This is a genomic window from Conchiformibius steedae, assembly GCF_014054725.1.
GTDB lineage: Bacteria > Pseudomonadota > Gammaproteobacteria > Burkholderiales > Neisseriaceae > Conchiformibius > Conchiformibius steedae.
This window is the reverse complement of sequence record NZ_CP059563.1, coordinates 1,080,679-1,100,059: the sequence shown is the minus strand read 5'-3', so window position 1 is coordinate 1,100,059 and position 19,381 is coordinate 1,080,679. Positions and strand designations below refer to the sequence as shown.

General features: G+C 53.8%; 15 protein-coding genes. 7 read left to right on the top strand and 8 right to left on the bottom strand.

Features of this window, described 5'->3' with window-relative positions:
• The first annotated feature begins 4 nt into the window (after positions 1 to 4).
• The 4 genes from H3L98_RS05945 (at position 5) to cysE (ending at position 4,123) form a co-directional block, all read left to right on the top strand.
• Complete coding sequence (locus H3L98_RS05945) at positions 5 to 613, top strand: 5-formyltetrahydrofolate cyclo-ligase (RefSeq protein WP_027021188.1); 609 nt, start codon at positions 5 to 7, stop codon at positions 611 to 613.
• 217 nt (positions 614 to 830) lie between these two features.
• The gene (ftsW, locus tag H3L98_RS05940) at positions 831 to 2,162 is read left to right on the top strand and encodes a putative lipid II flippase FtsW (RefSeq protein WP_084481828.1); all 1,332 of its coding nucleotides are present in this window, start codon (positions 831 to 833) and stop codon (positions 2,160 to 2,162) included.
• On the top strand, positions 2,159 to 3,238 hold the full coding sequence (gene murG / locus H3L98_RS05935; protein WP_027021187.1) for an undecaprenyldiphospho-muramoylpentapeptide beta-N-acetylglucosaminyltransferase: 1,080 nt from the start codon (positions 2,159 to 2,161) through the stop codon (positions 3,236 to 3,238). The genes ftsW and murG overlap by 4 nt, the downstream gene beginning before the upstream one ends.
• Before the next feature lie 84 nt (positions 3,239 to 3,322).
• On the top strand, positions 3,323 to 4,123 hold the full coding sequence (gene cysE / locus H3L98_RS05930) for a serine O-acetyltransferase (RefSeq protein ID WP_027021186.1): 801 nt from the start codon (positions 3,323 to 3,325) through the stop codon (positions 4,121 to 4,123).
• A 56-nt stretch (positions 4,124 to 4,179) separates the two neighbouring features.
• On the opposite strand, the gene H3L98_RS05925 is transcribed toward cysE, so the two are convergent.
• The 7 genes from H3L98_RS05925 to H3L98_RS05895 all read right to left on the bottom strand — a co-directional run bounded on the left by H3L98_RS05925 (position 4,180) and on the right by H3L98_RS05895 (position 16,490).
• The gene (locus H3L98_RS05925; RefSeq protein WP_027021185.1) at positions 4,180 to 9,426 is read right to left on the bottom strand and encodes a UvrD-helicase domain-containing protein; all 5,247 of its coding nucleotides are present in this window, start codon (positions 9,424 to 9,426) and stop codon (positions 4,180 to 4,182) included.
• Positions 9,427 to 9,472: 46 nt separating this feature from the next.
• Positions 9,473 to 9,736, bottom strand: coding sequence for a hypothetical protein (locus tag H3L98_RS05920; RefSeq protein ID WP_211247089.1), 264 nt, complete (start codon positions 9,734 to 9,736; stop codon positions 9,473 to 9,475).
• A 20-nt stretch (positions 9,737 to 9,756) separates the two neighbouring features.
• Positions 9,757 to 10,107 (bottom strand): SEL1-like repeat protein, encoded by a 351-nt coding sequence (locus tag H3L98_RS05915; protein ID WP_246327792.1) that lies wholly within the window; start codon positions 10,105 to 10,107, stop codon positions 9,757 to 9,759.
• Positions 10,108 to 10,180: 73 nt separating this feature from the next.
• Positions 10,181 to 11,497, bottom strand: a complete 1,317-nt coding sequence (locus tag H3L98_RS05910) for a valine--pyruvate transaminase (RefSeq protein WP_034332978.1) — start codon at positions 11,495 to 11,497, stop codon at positions 10,181 to 10,183.
• A gap of 87 nt (positions 11,498 to 11,584) precedes the next feature.
• Positions 11,585 to 12,130: a hypothetical protein gene (locus H3L98_RS05905; RefSeq protein ID WP_027021182.1), complete on the bottom strand. Its 546-nt coding sequence runs from the start codon at positions 12,128 to 12,130 to the stop codon at positions 11,585 to 11,587.
• A 123-nt stretch (positions 12,131 to 12,253) separates the two neighbouring features.
• Positions 12,254 to 16,081, bottom strand: a complete 3,828-nt coding sequence (locus tag H3L98_RS05900; RefSeq protein WP_027021181.1) for a DUF3683 domain-containing protein — start codon at positions 16,079 to 16,081, stop codon at positions 12,254 to 12,256.
• A 133-nt stretch (positions 16,082 to 16,214) separates the two neighbouring features.
• Entirely contained in the window at positions 16,215 to 16,490 is a 276-nt protein-coding gene (locus tag H3L98_RS05895; protein ID WP_027021180.1) for a PepSY domain-containing protein, read from the bottom strand.
• A 173-nt stretch (positions 16,491 to 16,663) separates the two neighbouring features.
• Here H3L98_RS05895 and H3L98_RS05890 point away from each other — a divergent pair, with 173 nt between their 5' ends.
• The 3 genes from H3L98_RS05890 to H3L98_RS05880 are packed head-to-tail and all read left to right on the top strand — an operon-like array spanning position 16,664 to position 18,691.
• The gene (locus tag H3L98_RS05890; protein WP_182078426.1) at positions 16,664 to 17,221 is read left to right on the top strand and encodes a CNP1-like family protein; all 558 of its coding nucleotides are present in this window, start codon (positions 16,664 to 16,666) and stop codon (positions 17,219 to 17,221) included.
• Positions 17,222 to 17,225: 4 nt separating this feature from the next.
• Positions 17,226 to 18,356, top strand: a complete 1,131-nt coding sequence (gene metX, locus H3L98_RS05885) for a homoserine O-succinyltransferase MetX (RefSeq protein ID WP_027021179.1) — start codon at positions 17,226 to 17,228, stop codon at positions 18,354 to 18,356.
• Positions 18,353 to 18,691, top strand: coding sequence for a hypothetical protein (locus H3L98_RS05880; RefSeq protein ID WP_027021178.1), 339 nt, complete (start codon positions 18,353 to 18,355; stop codon positions 18,689 to 18,691). The genes metX and H3L98_RS05880 overlap by 4 nt, the downstream gene beginning before the upstream one ends.
• Positions 18,692 to 18,737: 46 nt before the next feature.
• Here the strand turns inward: H3L98_RS05880 and H3L98_RS05875 are convergent, their stop codons facing one another.
• On the bottom strand, positions 18,738 to 19,364 hold the full coding sequence (locus H3L98_RS05875) for a class I SAM-dependent methyltransferase (protein ID WP_027021177.1): 627 nt from the start codon (positions 19,362 to 19,364) through the stop codon (positions 18,738 to 18,740).
• Positions 19,365 to 19,381 lie beyond the last annotated feature (17 nt).

The following is a 19,381-nucleotide window of genomic DNA, read 5'->3' as shown; positions in this document are numbered from 1 at the left end:
GTTGATGGAAAGCAAAACCGAGTTGCGCCGCCGTTTGCGCCGCGCCCGTGCCGCGCTTGACCCTGTGCAACGCCGCCACGCACAAAAACGGGCGAATCAGGCACTCAAACCGCTGATTAAACGCGGCAAACGCATTGGCGCGTATTGGGCTGCGGGCAGCGAATTAGATGTACACGATTTTATCGTAACGGCGCAACAACGCGGCGCACGGGTTTACCTGCCCTATATCGCGCCGCGTGGCAAACGTTTGTGGTTTACCCCCTATCCGCAGGCAAACGCCCGTCCCGAACGCACACGCGCCCGTTTGCCGCGCATTCCCCAGTTTGCAGGGCGCAAAATCCGTGCCGAGCGTTTGCAACTGCTGTTGTTGCCTTTGGTGGGGATTGACCGCAACGGCACACGCTTGGGACAAGGTGGCGGTTTTTACGATGCCACTTTAAGCACGTTTGCCCGCAGCGGCTGTGTCCCCCGCAGCGTGGGCGTGGGTTTTGCCTGTCAAATCTGCCCGCCCATGCCTGCACAAACCCACGACCAAGGCGTACAGGGTTTTGTCTGCGAACACGGTTACACGCGCTTGGGTTCAGGTAAAAATCCATCTTATCCCTTTCCGTAAAACAGGTTTATGTGTAGAATAAAAAATCTGTATCATCGGCGCAACATCCGCTATCGTGCGTTTGTGCGCCGTTTTTGTTAAAATCCTACCTGATTGCCTCCATCATATTTTCAGAAGCGCACCTTACGCACACATTAGCGTTAAAATGTTTTATTTTTCATGTTGTATTGCCAAAATAAACCGTTTTAACCCCAGCTGCCAATAATAAAGAACAGACATGAAATTTTCATCACTATTCCCAAAGTCCAAACCGTTTGCCCGCCCCGACCTGCCCGGTTATCGGCAAATGCAGATGCGCCAGCCCCAATACGATAAAACCCTGTTGTGGGTATTGCTGTGCCTACTGGGTTTCGGATTGGTAATGGTGTATTCGGCTTCGGTGGCACAGGCAGGGCTGCATAATTATGCCAACCGTGCGGTTTTCTTTATCAAACAATGCCAGTTTGCGGTAATTGGCATACTGTTGGCGGCATTGCTGTGCCGTGTCCCGATGTGGCGTTGGCTGCGCTGGATTAAATTACTGCTGCCGTTTTCGCTGTTTGTGCTGGCAGTCGTGCCGCTGATTGGTGAAGAAATTAACGGTGCCAAACGTTGGATGCCGCTGCCGGGCGGATTAAAAATCCAACCCAGCGAAATTTTTAAGCTGATGACCATTTTATACATGGCAGGCTTTTTCAAACGGCGCATGGAAATCCTGCACGATTTCGGCAAAGTCAAATGGGTTGCCGTTCCCATCGGTTTGGGCATCGGTTTTATTTTGCTGACCCGCGATTTGGGTTCGGCGATGGTGGTGTTTGCCATTGCGCTGGTAATGCTGTTTCTCGCCAATCTGCCCGGAAAATGGTTTGCCATGGTGGTGGGTATTGGCGTATCGGTGGCAGCAACGGTGATTGCCACATCTGATTTCCGTATGCGCCGCGTGAGCGTGATGTGGCAGCCGTGGAAAGACCCTACAGGTACAGGCTATCAAAGCATGGGTTCGCTGATGTCGATGGAACGCGGCGGCTGGTTTGGCGAAGGCTTGGGTAACGGCGTGTTTAAACGTGGTTTTCTGCCCGAAGCGCACACCGATTTTATTTTGGCGGTGATTGCTGAAGAGCTGGGTCTGATTACCGTTACCCTGCTGATTTTCTGCTATGCGTGGATTGTGTGGCGTGCCTTTTCCATCGGGCGCAACGCGCGGGATTTGGATTTACACTTTAATTCCTTTGTCGCCATTGGCATCGGCGTGTGGATTGCCGCGCAAAGTTTTATCAATATCGGCGTAAACATCAGTCTGTTACCCAATAAAGGCTTAACCCTGCCGCTGATTTCTTACGGCGGTTCGTCTTTGGTGATTATTATTGTCGCGCTCACAATTCTGCTGCGCGTAGATTATGAAAACCGAATGAAAATCAAAGGCATCAGCTTTGACGACCCCAATTGGAAAACCGCCGAAGCCCCTGCCGAAACAGCAGACGGCGAAGCGGATACCGAAGAAAATGCCGAAACGACCGCCGAAGACGAAGCCCCTGTACACCCCACACATCCCTATCGGACAACACGATGAATCCCAAAACCTTTTTACTGATGTCCGGCGGCACGGGCGGACATATTTTCCCCGCGCTTGCCGTTGCCGAAACCTTACGCGCCCAAGGGCATCAGGTGGTGTGGCTGGGCAGCCGCGACAGCATGGAAGAACGCATCGTCCCGCAACATGGCATTCCTTTGGAAACCGTTGCCATGAAAGGCGTGCGCGGCAACGGTTGGCAACGCAAACTGATGTTGCCGTTTACCCTGCTGCGTACCGTTCGCGCTGCCCGTGCTGTGATGCTGAAACACCAAATTGATGCTGCCATCGGTTTTGGCGGATTTGTGACCTTTCCTGGTGGGGTAGCCGCCAAATTATGCGGTATTCCGCTGATTATTCACGAACAAAATGCCGTAGCGGGTTTGTCCAACAAAATTTTGGCAAAACACGCCGCTGCCGTTTTGTCTGCCTTTCCGCAAGCCTTTCCCGACCACCCGCAAGGCTTGGTGGGCAATCCCGTCCGCGCCGACATTACCGCCTTGCCCGCCCCCGCCGAACGTTTCGCCACCCGCAGCGGCAAACTGCATATTTGCGTGGTAGGCGGCAGCTTGGGCGCACAAATGCTCAACGACACCGTTCCTGCTGCCGTGGCGCAACTGCCCGAATCCGCACGTCCGCGCATCACCCATCAGGCAGGACGCGGTAAACTGTCTGCCTTGCAACAAGCTTACGCCCACGCAGGCGTAGAAGCCGAATGCGTGGAATTTATTGACGATATGACCGCCTTATACCGTCAAGCCGATTTACTGATTTGCCGTGCAGGTGCGCTAACCATTGCCGAGCTGACCGCCGCAGGTGTCGGCGCATTACTCGTCCCCTATCCCCACGCCGTAGATGACCACCAAACCGCCAACGCCCGTTTTATGGTGTCTGCCGAAGCAGGGCTGCTGCTGCCGCAATCCCAGCTTACCGCCGCCAAACTCGCCGAAGTGCTGGCAGGACTAGACCGCAGCCAATGTCTGCGTTGGGCGGAAAACGCCCGTACCCTCGCCCTGCCCGACAGCGCCGCCGCCGTTGCTCAAGCCGCTCTCAACACCCTATCCCCTCAAACTTAACTTTGCCCGTGCAGGTGGTACTTGCTTTGTTAAAAAACGTCAAATGCGGTATAGTTACGTCAAAGCACACATCAAGGAACCACCATGCACCCGCAAGACCTCTGGCTCGCCATACGCGAAGAAACCACCCTCGCCGCTGCCGAAGAACCCATGCTCGCCAGCTTTCTGCATTTAACCGTGCTGCGCCATCGCAGCTTGGCAAACGTCTTGGCGTTTCAGCTTTCCAGCAAACTCAGCAACAGCGTGATGGACGCACGCACCCTGTTTGAAGTGTTTGCCGACGTACTGAACAACGATAAAAGCATTACCGATGCCGTGCAAGCCGATATCCGCGCCTGTTACGAACGCGACCCCGCTTGCGACCAATACACTTTACCCTTATTGTATTTTAAAGGTTTTCACGCCATTCAAGCGCACCGCATCAATCATTGCCTATGGCAAAACGGGCGCAAAACGCTGGCATATTTTCTGCAAAACCGCGCTTCGGAAGTGTTTGGCGTGGATATTCACCCCGGCGCGGTTTTCGGACAAGGCATTATGATTGACCACGGCACGGGCGTGGTGGTGGGCGAAACCGCCATACTGGGCAACGATATTTCCATTTTGCACGGCGTCACTTTGGGCGGTTCGGGCAAAGAAAGCGGCGACCGCCACCCCAAAGTGGGCGACGGCGTGATGATTGGCGCGAATGCTTCGGTATTGGGCAATATCCGCATCGGCGATTGCGCCAAAATCGGCGCGGGCAGCGTGGTGGTGCGCGATGTGGAAGCCCATACCACGGTTGTGGGCGTGCCTGCCAAAGCCGTGGGCGTATCCGCCAACAAACCCGCCGCCGAAATGGACCAAGGCTTTGCAGGCATGGAAAATTGGCAGTTTGTGATTTAAAAGCCATTAAACAATGGAAACAGTGGTTTGAGATAAAATCAAACCACTGTTTTTATTTATAAACTTACTTCAAAACGCACATAAGGCACCAGCACAAAATGTGCGGTTTCCGTGCCGAAATAGCCGCTTTCCCGATACCATTTCCTATCATTTTGAACAAAATACAAAGTGGTAAATCCAATCATGTTCAATACTGCCTGTTGTTCGCGTATATCGTCTGCAAATTTATTGGAAAAATAAGCCAACATATAATTTTGATTATCCTTTTTAAACACAAAACCCTGATACCGTTTTTTTTCCAACTGATAACCCTGTCCCGATTTTTTGTCATAAAAACGGTTTTCGTATTTAAATTCCATAGGTACAGACCATTCACCCGAATCACCAAACGGGTGCGTATCACCCTGACAGCAATGGGCTAAAAAAATACGTCCTTCGTCCCGAACCAAATCCGCAGGTGTCAGTTGAATTTCATCTAAAGCCAAAAAGCGGTGAAAATACAGTTTGCTTGGCACAGACACAGCACCAATATCAAAAACTTCGCCCATTTGCTGCAACAGCACGTGCAGTGTTTTATCGCAGCGGTAACGGTGTTGCAGCACCGTCAAACGGCTTTTGGCGCGGGTGAGTGCCACATACATTTGGCGCACCGTATCTTGATTGGCTTGAAAATCCGATTGTTCGTCAATTATATAAACGGCATCAAATTCCATGCCTTTTGCGCTGTGATAGGTTAGCAGTACCACGGGGTTCTGACGGTCGTAAACGGCTTGTTCCAATGCGTCTATCAGGGTTTGTCCGCTCACATCGCGCAGGTTTAATACGCTGTGCAACAGTGCAGACCATGCTTTGTCTAATTGGTTAAAGCCGTGTTCTTTGCGCCATTGTTTTAAGTAATCAACGGCTTTTCCTTCAATTAACTGATGCGCCAATCCGCCCAAATGTGCCAGCAGGGCGCGTCCGACCATGCTGTGTAAGGGGTGCTGTGTTTCGCTTTGGTTGCGGCACTGGCAGCGGATGCCTTGTTGTTCCAAATAATGCTGGACGGCATCAAAGTCGCGCCAACGCCGTGCCAATACGGCAATGCTGTGCTGCGGGTGCAGCTGACGCAGCTTGTGAATGTCTTGCGCCAGCCATGCCGCCATGTCAATGCCGCGCACTTGGGCAAACAAGCCGTAACGGACGGGCGCGGCGTTATCCGTGCGGTGGGCGGTAATGGCGTGTCGGGCGGATTTCAAACGCTCGGCAGCGGGCAATGCTGTTTGAATATAAGCATTTGCCAAATCAACAATATTCGGGCAACTGCGGTAATTGGTGGTTAAAAAATACTGCTGTTGTCCGCCGATGTGGTAATTGTCGGCGAACTGTTGAATATAGCGGATGCTGGCACCGCGGAAGGCATACAGGTTTTGGTCGTCGTCGCCCACTGCCATCAAATAGCCTTGTTGTTCGTATAGGCTTTCGCTGTCTTCCTGTTCCTGCAAATTGGCAAGCTGGGCAATCAAATCATATTGAACGGCATCAATATCTTGAAATTCATCTACCATAATATATTGGTAGAACAGGAGGTTTTCTTGGTTTTTTAGGCGGGCGACGGCTTGTTCCAACAGCCATTGGTAACGGGCGTTTTCTGTTTTTCCGTCCAAATGGGGATATTGCTGCAACAGGCGTTCCACTTCGGCGGCGGGGGCGTCGTTTTCGTCTGCTTGGGTGATGTGTCGCGCCAAGCCGTGAAAGGTGCTGACGGTCACACCGCGGGCATAGTCGCCAATCAGGGCATACAGGCGGCGGCGCAGCTCTGCCACCGCCAAGCGGTTATACGCCAAAATCAGGATTTTTTCGGGCAGGATATCCTGTTTCATCAGTAAATAAGCCACCCGATGCACCACCACGGCGGTTTTGCCTGCGCCCGGTCCTGCCAGCACCAAGGCGGCGCGTCCTGCTTCACACACAATGGCTTTTTGGGTGCTGCTGAAATGGTCGGGCAAAATGGCGCGGTCGTAATTTTTCAAACGCGGCTGTTTGGCGGCTTCGGGGTCGGGACAGTGTTCGTGTACGACTGTTGCCAAATTTTTCTTGAAATAGTCTTCCAATAATTGATGTTGCAAACGGCGGCAGTCGGCAGCAGACAGGTTTTGATTGACGGGGTCGTGTTCGTCGCTGTATTGCAGCCAGCGGTACAGCAGGTGCAGGCGTTGGCAGCGTTCCTGATAATGGGTTTTGAGGTATTGGTAGGCGTTTTCGTGATAGTTTTTGCGCTGCGTGGCAGATGCGCCGATAAAAAACAGGCTGCCGTCGTTGCCGTCGGTACGGGTTAAATCAATCAGGGCGAGTTTTTGCAGGATTTCCAAACGCTGCAAAACGACTTCGGGGGATTGTGCCAAAGTGTCTGCCAATCCGCTTAACACAAATACGCGGGGGCTGTCGGCATCGGCGTACTGCATCAGATAATCCAGCAGCTGCGCCAGTTCCACCAAACAGTGTTCCGCCACTTCCAGCCAGCCTTGCCAGTGTGCGCCTGCCGCTGCCGCCGCTTCTGTAGGCAATACCGACACTTCGTGTGCATTGATGCTGCGGTAACGTATCGCGCCCAAAGCCGACAGCAGCGGCAGAATATCTTTTCGTGCATCGGTTTTGACGGTGCTGTGTTGCGCCAAAGCATGATTTAACACGTCCAAACACAATAATACATCGCCTTCGCCGTGCTGCTGCCAAGCATATCGGGCAAACACTTCGCGCAATGCGGTCAGATATTTTTGATAACGCGCCATCTGCTGCTTTAAAAAATGGTTTTTATAACGCAGACGGATACCCAATTCCACCCGCCATTGCGCGTATCCCGACTGCACCAGCGTGTGTAGGGCAGAGAGCAGCTTTTTCACAGGCTGACCCAGTGCCAGCGACAGTTCGGGCAGGTGAAACTGCACAAATTCGCGTTCGCAATCCTGTCCCGCCAAAATCTGCTGCAATTGGCGGTACACGGCGGCAACAGGCGCGGGCAGGTCTGTTGCGGCGTGTTCGGGCAACAGCTTCAAACCGATGCGGGCAGGCTGCTGTTCTTTTTCCACCAGCAGCCCGTAACGTTCCAATGCCAGCAATGCCACGCGGATTTGGGTCAGCAGCATGTCGTTTTCCTGCTGCAGCACGCCCGCCAAATCGGTATCGGCAAACCATTGGTCGTTGGCGGGGCGTTTTAAAATCGGACGGATAATGTGCCAGCAGTCGTGCAGGGTTTTGCTGTTGTGAATGCGGTTTTCGCGTTCCAAACGGAATAATTGCTCAATATCAGATTGCGACCACAGCAGGTAGGCGCGTCCGTGTTCGCCGCTTTTGCGGGCGGCACGTCCGCTTTCCTGTATATACGATTCCAAATTGGCAGGCGGGGCGTAATGAACCACGGTATGCACGCCTGCTTTGTCTATGCCCATGCCGAAAGCATTGGTACACACCACCACTTCAAAGCGGTTGTCTTTAAATTGTTCGATGATTTCGCTGCGTTGGTTTTCGGGCAAACCGGCGTGATAGGCAACGGCAGCCAAGCCTTGACTTTGGCACAGTTTGGCAAAATCTTCGCAGTGTTTGCGGTGGCGGATATACACCAGCGCCACGCCTGCTTGTGCATCGGCACGGGCAGCGGCGTATTCGGCGCGGCGTTGCTGCAAAATCTGTAAAACGCGGCTGTCGCGCTGGGCAGGCGGGATATTTTGAAACACGCGCTCAATATTGCTGCGCTGTACGGTCAGCTCTTCCAGCGGCGTGCCGTATGGCTGCAAACGGCTGTGGCGGGTAAGTTTGGCGAGTTTGTCGGTCAATTCGCGCTGCAAATCGTCTTTTACCCGTGCCGACGCGGTCGCCGTAACCAAACCCACTGCGGGAACGGCACGGCTGTTATCGTCAAATAATCCCTCGGCTGCCGACGGGTCGGGCGGGTCGTAACACGCGGCAATGTGTTCGGCAATCCGCAAAAAATCGGGGCGGAAATCCGTTCCCCACTGGCTGAGCGTGTGCGCTTCGTCCAATACCCACAAGGCAGGCGGACGGTTTTTCAGCAGCACGCGGATGCTGCGGCTGCGCAAACGTTCGGGACTGAGGTACAGCACATCAATACTGCCGCGCCACACCCCGTCCAAAATATCGCGCTGCACCGTTTCCGTCTGCCCCGATACCAAACCCGCCACCCGTTCCGCATAAATCCCCGCGTTGGCGCGTAAATTATCCACTTGGTCGATAATCAGGGCTTTTAAGGGCGACACCACCACCGTCAGTCCGCGCCGGTATTTGCTCAACAGCAGCGCAGGCAGTTGGAACGCCAAACTTTTGCCCCCGCCGGTAGGCAGAATCCCCAAGGGCATATCGCGGTTGGCTAAAATACCCTGCGCGATGGACAACTGCCCTGCCCGCAAGCCCTGAAAATCCGCCAAACCGCTAAAAATTTCCCGACAGGCTTGGTTTAAAGATGCCTCGTTCCATTCACCCCAACGGAAAAACGCCTCTTCCGCTTCCCGAAAACGCGCCCCGTGCTGCGGGTGTTTGTTCAGCCACACGGGACGACGCGCCTGCGGGCGTTCAAAATGGCGCAGCCAATGCACCAGCACCGCCAAAGCAAAATGCCGCCAAGACGGTGTTCCCGCCACCGCCGCCGCCACCCGCGCACACAAATCCCCACGGTTGCCCGCTGCGGGCAACTGTTCATATAGCTGCTGTTCGTCAAACGGCAACGCCGCCGCTTTGGGAAACCACCGCACCACAGGCAGCAAACGCACAAACAAAGCCTGCAACCCTTGCGGCAAACCCTGCCAACTGCTGCAACAGCTTTGCCATAAAGCACGGCTTTCCACACAATCCTGCACGGGATTATTGTGTCCGGTATCGGCGCGGTAGAGTTTTGCCAAAGCATAACGCGGCTGATGCGGCATCAGCAAAGTGGTCCAATACAGCGTATCCACCGCTTTTTCGCGCCACGCTGCCAATCTTTCCGCATTGCCGCCGCTGCCGTGCAGCAGCTTATCCAAAGCAGGCAAATCAAATTCCACCAAATTGTGTCCGCCCAAAGCTGCTGCCTGTTCCAAATATTGCGCTGCAAGCTGCCGCTGCTGCTCAAACTGCTGCCCGTCAAAACGCCACACCTTACCGCCAACCAGCCATGCCCCTTCCAGCAAACGCCCGCTTTTCGGGTCTAATTCCAAATCCAGCCACAGAATGTCGTCTGCCGCCAACACCAGCCCGTTCAGTTGTTCCACATAATCGGGAACGGAAAGCACCGCATCATCCATCACTTTACCCGCATAAAATTCAACCCGCATACGCAGCGGAAGCCTCCGCCCCGCATACGGGCATCTTTACCAAAAATCAAACGCCGTCTTCTTCGCGCGAAACAGACGGTTCAGGCTCAATCTGCTCGCGCACCCGTATCGGCAAACCTTCCGCCAAACGACGCACATCGCGCGAAAAATTCAAAAACGCACGGTAATCGCTGGGCGTAGCGGGAATCGCCACCCGCTGACCGCTGGGCGCAATCAGGATTTTGTGTTTTTTCCCCTTGCGCACCTGCCAGCCCCCGCGCACTTTTTCTGCCACCAAACCATTGATTTTATCGTTTTTACTGAATAACATGGCTTGCATCCTGATAAAATTTAGGGCAGTTGTGCCAAGGCTTCTTTTGCCAGCTGTGCCACGGCGGGATTGCTGTTTTGCGCCGCAGCCTGATACCAGTGCCGCGCCTGTGCGCTGTCGACGGGCGTGCCTTCGCCGTCGTGATACAGCGTGGCAACAATATATTGTGCTTCGGCAAAGCCTTTTTGTGCCATTGCCAGCACTTGCGGAAAGGCAGCCGCAGCGTTGCCCGCTTCCAATGCCTTGCCTGCGGCAGACAGGGTTTCGCGGTATTGGTGGATTTCAGCTTCGCTGATGGGGGGATTGGCGGCAGACAGCGCAGCACTGCAATACAAAGCGGCAGCCGCCGCCATCAAGGGTTTGACAAACATTTTTGACTCCTTTGCTATATCGGTGTTTGCGTGATGCCAACGTTATCACTGTGTCTGCGCCAATGCAAGCAACTTATGCGGCTTTTCCATCCCGATACAAAGCGCGTACTGCCGCCGCAATCGCCGCAATACCCCGCGCCAACACTGCTTCATCTTGAGCAATGCTGATGCGGATGCACTCGCGGGCATGGGGATAATCCGCCGTATCCATGCCGACAAAAAACGGCTCACCAGGTAACACCAGCGTGCCTTGCGCCTTTAAGCGGCGGTACAGTTCGCCCGTACCTTGCGGCAGTCCTTCAAACCACAGCCACAGAAAAATCGCCCCTTCAGGCACATGCACGCGCAAAGGCACATCGGGCATGGCTTCACGCAACAGGCGCAAAGCGGTTTCGGTTTGGGCGCGGTAAAACGGGCGGATATGCTGTTCGGATAAGGTTTTTAAGCGGTCTTCTGCCAGCAAAGGCGCAGCCACCGCCGCACCAAAACGGGTAGGCGCAAGATTCACCACCGCATTCAACGCCGCCAAAGCGCGGACAATCTGCGGATGTGCCACCACAATACCGCAGCGCACCCCCGGCAGTCCCACTTTAGACAGGCTGAAACACAAAATAATGTTTTCATGCCAATTTAATTGTGCTTGCGTGTGAATAATATTCGGAAACGGCATGCCGTAAGCATTGTCAATAATCAGCGGTACGCTGCGACTTTGCGCCAATGCGTCCAAACGCGCCATTTCCGCATCGGTCAGCACATTGCCTGTGGGGTTGGTTGGACGCGAGCAGCACACTGCACCAATGCTGCCGTCTGCCCACTGCGGCAGCCGTTCCAAGGCATCAAAATCCACACGGTATTTGAAAAAACCGCCCTGCCCCTGAAAAGTAGCCGTTTCAATGCGCGGCGGCACGGCAATAAATCCACCCCCACCCACAGGCGTATCGGCATAACCCACGTATTCGGGCGCAAGCGGCAGCAACACCGATTTATGCTGCGTTTGTCCGTTTGCATCAGTAAACGCCCCGCCAAACAGGTTAAACAAATAAAAAAAGGCATTTTGCGAACCGTTAGTTAAAGCGATATTGTCGGCAGACACATCCCAACCATAATGCCGCCGCAAAAACGCCGCCACCGTTTGCAAAAAAGCGCGGTCGCCCTGCGGTTCGGAATAATTACCGATGTTTTCCACCATTGCCGCCGCGCCGTCTGCCTGCGCCAAATCGCGCAACACTTCGGCAAACACCGCGTTCACAGCAGGAATACGCGCAGGATTGCCGCCACCGAGCATATTTACCCCGTCCCGCCCCAAAGCCTGACCCAAATCGTCCATCAGCTGCAAAATCGCGCTTTCGCGGGTAAATTTTTGTCCGAAATCAGAAAGATTAAATTTCATTATTGACTCATTGTTTGTTTTTGATTTTTAATAGAATGCTGGTTTACATATTTGTGTCAAGACACATGATGTTCCCAATATCGGCATCTATATTCCCCGATACCGCCACCACACATAAAACGCCGCTACAGGCGGCAGCGTGAGCCACGCCAAACGCCACCACATCTGCTTCACACTGATACGGGGATAACACACCCCCATCGTTAGCGCGACAAACGATAAAAACCACAGCAGCGCACCTATGCCCAAATGAGACCACTGCCACTTAATCAGAGCAATATACATCACGGTTCCCCCCACAGCCACCCACCACGCCAGCCCTAACAATACCTTAACGGGCGTATGCTTGCCTGCAAACAGCAGCAGCCACGCCACCCAATAAAACAGATTGGCAAACGGTGTCCAACCCACAATCGGGATAAAAACCAAGAACCACATGGATTTTATGATTTGAATACCCGATGCTATCGGCACACCGTTTTCTTCCACAAGAACAGGCAGAAAAAAAGACACCAGCATCAGCAGCGCAGAATAAACCGCTGCCCGTACCGATGCTGCCGTACGCAGCGGGGGTTCGGGTTGGCTGGTGTCCAGCTGGCTCCGTTGGATTGTGATTTTGGTGCGCTGCTGCATAAGCACTGCTCCCGTTTAATTAACGTTATACAGTTGATTAAAAACGCAACGATAAAGCGTTGCCAACGCCCTGATGTACGATTCGTACACGGCGGGCGTTGTCGCTTTTCTCATTTTTATCAACTATAACAACACCCGTTCAATCCCGCCGTTTTGGGTGTGGGCGACAAATTCGTCCTGCCAGTTTTCGCCCAAAATATATTTCGCCATTTCCACCACAATATAATCGGCAGGCAGGTTGTTGTCGTCGGTATAGCGGCTCAAACCCTGCAAACAAGCGGGGCAAGACGTCAGCATTTTCACATCGCCGCGTTCGTTTTCAGGCAGCGCGGCAAGGTTTTTGGCGATTTCTTCCTGCTTGCGGAATTTGACTTGGCTGGCAATATCGGGACGTTTAACGGCAAACATGCCGCTTTCGCCGCAGCAACGGTCGCTGGCAATCACGTTTTTGCCCATCAGCTCGCCTGCCAGTTGGGTCGCATCCATGGTTTTGATGGGGGAATGGCAGGGGTTGTGGTACAGGTATTGCCGTCCTTGTACGCCGTCCAGCTTGATGCCTTTTTCCAGCAAAAATTCGTGAATATCCACAATGCGGCAGTCGGGGAAAATGTCTTCAAAACGGTATTCCGCCAGTGAGTCGTAACACGTTCCGCAGCTGACGACCACGGTTTTAATATCCAGATAATTCAGGGTGTTTGCCATGCGGTGAAACAAGACGCGGTTGTCGGTAACGATTTGTTCGGCACGGGCTTTGTCGCCGCCTGCGTTCTGCGGATAACCGCAGCACAAATAACCGGGGGGCAACACGGTTTGCACGCCTGCATGGTAGAGCATGGCTTGCGTTGCCAATCCGACTTGACTGAACAGCCGTTCCGAACCGCAACCGGGGAAGTAAAACACGGCTTCGGCATCTTCAGGCAGCGCGGGATTGCGGATAATCGGCACGGTTTTGGCGTCTTCAATATCCAGCAGGGCGCGCGCGGTTTTGATGGGAATATGGCGCGGCAGGGGGCGGTTGATAAAGTGGACGATTTGTTCGCGCACGGGGGTTTTGCGGGTGGTGGCTTTGGGGGCTTCTTTTTGTTTTTCTGTGCCAAGGGGGAATTTTTGTCCCAATTCGTAGGCGAAGTTTTGCAATTTGAAACCGCCTTTGGCAACGGCTTGGCGCAACAGTTTGACGGCGCGGGGGTCTTTGGCATTGAGCAATGCCATGCCTGCGGCGGCGGCAGGGCTGAAACTTTGTTTGCCCGATTGTTTTAAAAAGTGGCGGATATCGACGGTTACATCGCCAAAGTCAATTTTGACGGGACAGGGTTTCACGCAACGGTGGCACACGGTGCAGTGGTCGCCGATATTGCCCAATTCGTCAAAATGTTTCAGCGATACGCCGCGACGGGTTTGTTCTTCATACAAAAATGCTTCTGCCAGCAAGCCGACACCGAGGATTTTATTGCGCGGGCTGTAAAGCAGGTTGGCGCGGGGGACGTGGGTGGAACACACGGGTTTGCATTTGCCGCAGCGCAGGCAGTCTTTGACGGCGTGGGTAATGCCGCCGAGCGCGGACTGTTCCATAATCAGCGATTCAAAACCCATCAGTTCAAAAGACGGGGTGTAGGCGTGGCGCAAATCCGAGCCTTTCATCAGCTTGTGGCGGTTAAAGCTGCCGTGCGGGTCAACCTTTTGTTTGTAATCCCAAAACGGCTGCATTTCTTCATCGCTTAAAAATTCCAGCTTGGTGATGCCGATGCCGTGTTCGCCCGAAATCACGCCGTTTAAGCTACGCGCCAAATCCATAATGCGGGCAACGGCGCGGTGGGCGGTTTGCAGCATTTCATAATCGTCTGAATTAACGGGGATATTGGTGTGGACATTGCCGTCGCCTGCGTGCATGTGCAGGGCAACAAACACGCGTTGGCGCACCACGGCGGCGTGGATTTTGCCCAAACCCGCCATAATTTTGGCATCGGCGCTGCCGCTGAAAATTTCCGCCAAAGGTTTCATCACGTCTTCCTTGACCGATACGCGCAGGCGGAAATCGCGGAAGGCGGTAAAGCAGCTTTCGGCAGGATTGGCAGCGGGGTCGGCAAAGGCTTGTGCGCCGTAACGGTTTTGGTAATCCGCCAAGGGCAAATCCATATTGTCCAACAGCCACTGCCAGCGTTCGCGCACGGTTTGGACGTGTGCCAAAGCGTGTTTGGCGCGGTCGCCCAGCAGTTCGCTTTTGGGCAAATCCGTGCCGAGCTGTTCAACGGGCAGGCTGCCTGAAAGGTAGGGAATCAGGGCATCGCACAGTTTAAGCTTGTTTTGAATGGACAATTCAATATTGATGCGTTCAATACCGTCTGAATAGCCGCCCAAGTTTTCCAAGGGAATGACCACGTCTTCATTGATTTTAAAGGCGTTGGTGTGGCGGGCGATGGCGGCGGTGCGGCTGCGGTCCAGCCAAAAGGTTTTCCGCGCTTCGGGCGAAACGGCGATAAAGCCGTCGCCGTCACGCGCCCGCGCCAGCTCGACAATCTGTTCGGCGGCTGCCTGAACATCGGCTTCGTTGTCGGACACCACGTCTGCCAGCAACACCATTTTCGGACGACCGCGCCCTGCTGCTTTGGTGGCATAACCCACGGCGCGGACATAACGCCAGTCCAGATGTTCCAAACCCGCCAAGCGCACGGACGGATGTCCCAAAATAAAATCGCGCACTTCCACAATAGACGGCGTGGCGTTGGCAACCGTGCCGAAAAATTCCATGCACACGGTGCGCGTGTGCGCGGGCATTTTGTGCAGCACAAACGCTGCGCTGGTGATGATGCCGTCCGTGCCTTCTTTCTGCACCCCCGGCAAACCGCTTAAAAATTTATCGGTTACGTCTTTACCCAAGCCTTCTTTGCGGAAACGGCTGCCTGCGATTTCCAAACGCTCTGTTTTGGCAATGGTTTCGCCGTCTTCGCGCAGGGTGTGTACGTCAAATATGGCGGTTTCTTGGTCGTGGATTTTGCCGAAATTGTGGTTTACCCGTTCAATTTTCAGCCATTCGCCCTGCGGATTGACCATTTTCCACCACGCCAGATTGTCCAACGCCGTGCCCCACAACACGGCTTTTTTACCGCCTGCGTTCATGGCGATATTGCCGCCCACGCAACTGGCATCTGCCGAAGTCGGGTCCACCGCAAACACCAGCTTGGCGGCGTGCGCGGCTTCTTCCACGCGCCGTGTGACCACGCCCGCGCCGCAGCGGATAATCGGGTGCGTACCTTCCAAACCCGCCAAGGCAACGTATTCCGCGCCGTGATGACGGTCTAATTTTTCGGTATTGATGACCGCGCTCATCGCGTCCAAAGGAATCGCGCCACCCGTGTAACCCGTACCGCCGCCGCGCGGGATAATGGTTAAATCCAATTCAATCAGGGCGCGTACCAAAGGGGCGATTTCGGCTTCAGTATCGGGGTTAATCACCACAAAGGGATATTCCACGCGCCAGTCTGTCGCATCGGTAACGTGGCTCACCCGCGCCAAGCCGTCAAACATAATATTGTGTTTGGCGGTGATTTTGCTTAAACGGTTGAGGATTTGGCGGCGTTTGAGTTCGGTGGCGGCAAAGCCGTCTTCAAAACGGTTGACTGCGCTTTCAGCTGCCTGAATCAGTTTTAACACTTCGCTGTTGTCGTCGCGGCGTTTGCGGATTTCGCCCAAACGGTGGCGCATTTCACGCACCAGTGCGGCGCGGCGTTTGGGGTGTTCGAGCAAATCGTCAATCAAATAGGGGTTGCGCTGTACCGCCCACATATCGCCCAACACTTCAAACAACATCCGCGCGGAACGCCCCGTTTTGCGCTGCGAACGCAAACTTTGCAGGGTGTCCCACGCGGCATTGCCCAATAGGCGGCAGATGATTTCGCGGTCGGAAAAAGAGGTGTAGTTATAGGGGATTTCGCGGATGCGGGTGGTGGTCATGGTGTTCCTCCGTAAATACAGGGCGGATATTATGCAGAAAGGCGATTGTAAAAGATTTTCCCTATTCAAAGCGCGAAAAATATTAACGGGCTGCCTGAAACGGATTCAGGCAGCCCCAAGCATACGGCAAGTTTTAATCATCGTCGCGGTCGGTATCGGTAATCACGGCACGACCGTTTGCCGCATTCACACGAATTTCGTATTTCACGCCTTTGCGGTACACATCTACTTCATAATAACCGCGTTTGCGGTCAATATCGGTTACACGTCCGCCGCCGGCACGTTTAACCGCAATGGCGGAAGCCTGTTGAGCGGTCAGGTGTTTGCCCTGTTTGGGTGCAGGGGCAGCGGTGGCGATTTGGGCGGTGCATACGGCAGCGGTAACGGCGATGACAGAAAACAGTTTCATCAAAAAATCCTTTAAACAGTAAACGGGAAAAACATTATTCTAACCCCAAACAATTAGCTGAAAATTAGCTTGTACCGTTTACCGCATACGCCCCAATGCCCGTTCGGAACGGCAGTTCCCAGCCGCAGCAAAAATCGTTACAATCACAGCGTTTATTTTCCCCCTATTTTGCCATGTACCGTTTTGCCCTATTGCTGGCGTTGTGCTGCGGTTTTGCCCGCGCCGATGTGCCTGCCGATGATGCCCCCAATCAAGAAGAAACCGCCGCTGCCGAAGAAGCTGCCTTGCCTCCCGTTCCCGACCCCGACGGGCGCGGTTGGTTTGACTTATACGTTTCCCCCACCCACCGTGGCAAACCCACCATTTTGCTCGACAGCATTCACACCGCCGCCGACAACAGCATTCACTACATCATTAACCGCCGCTCGTCCGCAGGCAGCGACAACGTCAGCTTGGAAGCCATGATGTGCTTGGGTGATGAAGAATGGCTCGGTTCGGACGGTGCCAAATACCGCATTCTTGCCTTTGCCGATTTGGGTAACGACAGCTGGGTTGTCCCCCGCCGCAGCGACTGGCAGATTACGGGCAACAAACTCACTGCCACCGACCCGCTGCGCCAAGTGCTGTACGACAACTTGTGTACCGAAGGCAAAGCCAAAAACGATGAAGAACTGCGCCGCCGCATCCGCCGCGGTGCGGGCTATATGATTCAAAAAGACTATTCCAAATAAGCCCATGTCCGTTCACAGCCACAGCATCATCACCCCACAGATTATTGATTTTAACGCGCCCTTTACCCTGCAAAACGGACAGGTTTTGCCGCATTTTTCGCTGGCGGTGGAAACCTACGGCACACTGAATGCCGACAAAAACAACGCCGTTTTGATTTGCCATGCCCTTTCGGGCGACCACCACGTTGCAGGACGACATCACCCAGATGACCGCTACGCAGGTTGGTGGGACAATATGGTCGGTTCGGGCAAGCCCATTGATACCGATAAATTTTTTGTTGTCGGTGTCAATAACTTGGGCGGTTGCGCGGGCAGTACGGGACCTTTGTCGCCCCACCCTTCAGGCGAAGGCAGCTACGGCGCAGATTTCCCTATGGTAACCGTGCGCGACTGGGTACGCAGCCAAGCCCTGCTTGCCGACCATTTCGGCATCAACCAATGGGCAGCAGTGGTGGGTGGCAGTTTAGGCGGTATGCAAGCCCTGCAATGGACATTGGAATACCCCGAACGCATCCGCCACGCCCTTGTTATCGCCTCATCGCCGCGCTTGAGCGCCCAAAACATCGCCTTTAACGACGTTGCCCGCCAAGCCATTATTACCGACCCCGATTTTCACGGCGGACACTACGCCCGCCATCACGTCCTGCCCAAACGCGGCTTACGCATTGCCCGCATGATGGGACACATTACCTATTTGGCAGAATACGGACTCGGACACAAATTCGGACGACAACGCCGTCGCCCCGATTATCAATATCACTACGATATTGAATTTGAAGTAGAAAGCTATTTGCGCCATCAAGGCGATAAATTTTCAGGGCGTTTTGATGCCAATTCCTACCTGCTGATGACCAAAGCCCTAGACTATTTTGACCCTGCCGCCGAATACGGACACGACCTGCAAAAAGCCCTGTCCCGCGTACAAGCCCGTTTTTTCGTTGCCAGCTTCAGCAGCGACTGGCGTTTTTCGCCCTCGCGTTCGCACGAACTGGTCAAAGCCCTGATTGGCGCACGCAAGTCCGTTCAATATATTGAAGTGGAATCCCACCACGGACACGATGCCTTTTTAATGGAAGACCCACCTTATATCAACGCCGTACGCGCCTATATGCAAAACATTGAAACCTCATCATGAAACAAACCCTTATCGGCATACTTGCCCTGATTGCGCTGGTGTGTGCCTATACGTTTCTGCCTTTGGAATGGCGTCGCCACAAAGACATTGAACGCGGCAACACCGTGATTGCCAATATTGAAACCTACCGCCAACAGCACGGCAAACTGCCCCCTGCCGACAACGCCGAACTGCTGACCCGACTGGGCATGCAGCATCATAAAGATTTGGGTTGGCAACCCGATTACCAGCCCCTTTCCGACACGCAATACCGCATCCGCTACCGCAGCGGCTATTCCCCGCCGTGGCTCACTTGGGACACGCAGCAACCGCAATGGCGGCTGCAGGGCGAATAAAAAAACTGCCCGAAACACACAGTTTCGGGCAAAGTTTTCTAGCTAATCAATCCGCCAACTTTTGTACATAAAGCTGATACGCAGGCAAACCCTGCAATACCCTCACTTTTCTTTGAAAAGCGTTCACATAAGCATCTACCGCAGGTTTCACCAGCAGATAATGGTCTTGCTCGCCATCGGGCAGCGGCGACCACAAATAATCGTCAAAAGCAATCACACCACCTGCACGCACCAAACGGTGTGCCAGCAAAGCATCTGCCAACACATCAGGGGCTTCGTGCGAACCATCTACATAAACAAAATCAAAATAATTTTCCCAGCCTTGCACACACAAAGTCATCATGGCGGTTTGGGAAGTGCTTTTGTGTTTAATGATTTCTGCTTGTGGAAAATGTGCGCCAGCCAGTTTGAGATTGTGGTCAAAACGGTTTTCTGCCACATTCATATCGTGTTTGCCGATGTGTTCGCGCCCACCTAACCATGTATCCACGCAATAAATTTGCACTTTATCCTGATATTGCAGGGCTTTTTCTACAAAATAACACGCCGAACGCCCTTCGTAAGAGCCGATTTCCAAAATCCGTTGGGGTTGCAAGTGGTCTAACAGCGGTTCCAGTGCGGGTAGGTTGTGGCTAAACCAGTCATCTGAAAAAATATAGCCTTTGTCGTTCATATTTTACGCACAATCTG

Bases quoted from the DNA above. Each gene is read 5' to 3' on its own strand.
- H3L98_RS05945 (WP_027021188.1), top strand. From the start codon at position 5: ATGGAAAGCAAAACCGAGTTGCGCCGCCGTTTGCGCCGCGCCCGTGCC.
- ftsW (WP_084481828.1), top strand. From the start codon at position 831: ATGAAATTTTCATCACTATTCCCAAAGTCCAAACCGTTTGCCCGCCCC.
- murG (WP_027021187.1), top strand. From the start codon at position 2,159: ATGAATCCCAAAACCTTTTTACTGATGTCCGGCGGCACGGGCGGACAT.
- cysE (WP_027021186.1), top strand. From the start codon at position 3,323: ATGCACCCGCAAGACCTCTGGCTCGCCATACGCGAAGAAACCACCCTC.
- H3L98_RS05925 (WP_027021185.1), bottom strand. From the start codon at position 9,426: ATGCGGGTTGAATTTTATGCGGGTAAAGTGATGGATGATGCGGTGCTT.
- H3L98_RS05920 (WP_211247089.1), bottom strand. From the start codon at position 9,736: ATGTTATTCAGTAAAAACGATAAAATCAATGGTTTGGTGGCAGAAAAA.
- H3L98_RS05915 (WP_246327792.1), bottom strand. From the start codon at position 10,107: ATGTTTGTCAAACCCTTGATGGCGGCGGCTGCCGCTTTGTATTGCAGT.
- H3L98_RS05910 (WP_034332978.1), bottom strand. From the start codon at position 11,497: ATGAAATTTAATCTTTCTGATTTCGGACAAAAATTTACCCGCGAAAGC.
- H3L98_RS05905 (WP_027021182.1), bottom strand. From the start codon at position 12,130: ATGCAGCAGCGCACCAAAATCACAATCCAACGGAGCCAGCTGGACACC.
- H3L98_RS05900 (WP_027021181.1), bottom strand. From the start codon at position 16,081: ATGACCACCACCCGCATCCGCGAAATCCCCTATAACTACACCTCTTTT.
- H3L98_RS05895 (WP_027021180.1), bottom strand. From the start codon at position 16,490: ATGAAACTGTTTTCTGTCATCGCCGTTACCGCTGCCGTATGCACCGCC.
- H3L98_RS05890 (WP_182078426.1), top strand. From the start codon at position 16,664: ATGTACCGTTTTGCCCTATTGCTGGCGTTGTGCTGCGGTTTTGCCCGC.
- metX (WP_027021179.1), top strand. From the start codon at position 17,226: ATGTCCGTTCACAGCCACAGCATCATCACCCCACAGATTATTGATTTT.
- H3L98_RS05880 (WP_027021178.1), top strand. From the start codon at position 18,353: ATGAAACAAACCCTTATCGGCATACTTGCCCTGATTGCGCTGGTGTGT.
- H3L98_RS05875 (WP_027021177.1), bottom strand. From the start codon at position 19,364: ATGAACGACAAAGGCTATATTTTTTCAGATGACTGGTTTAGCCACAAC.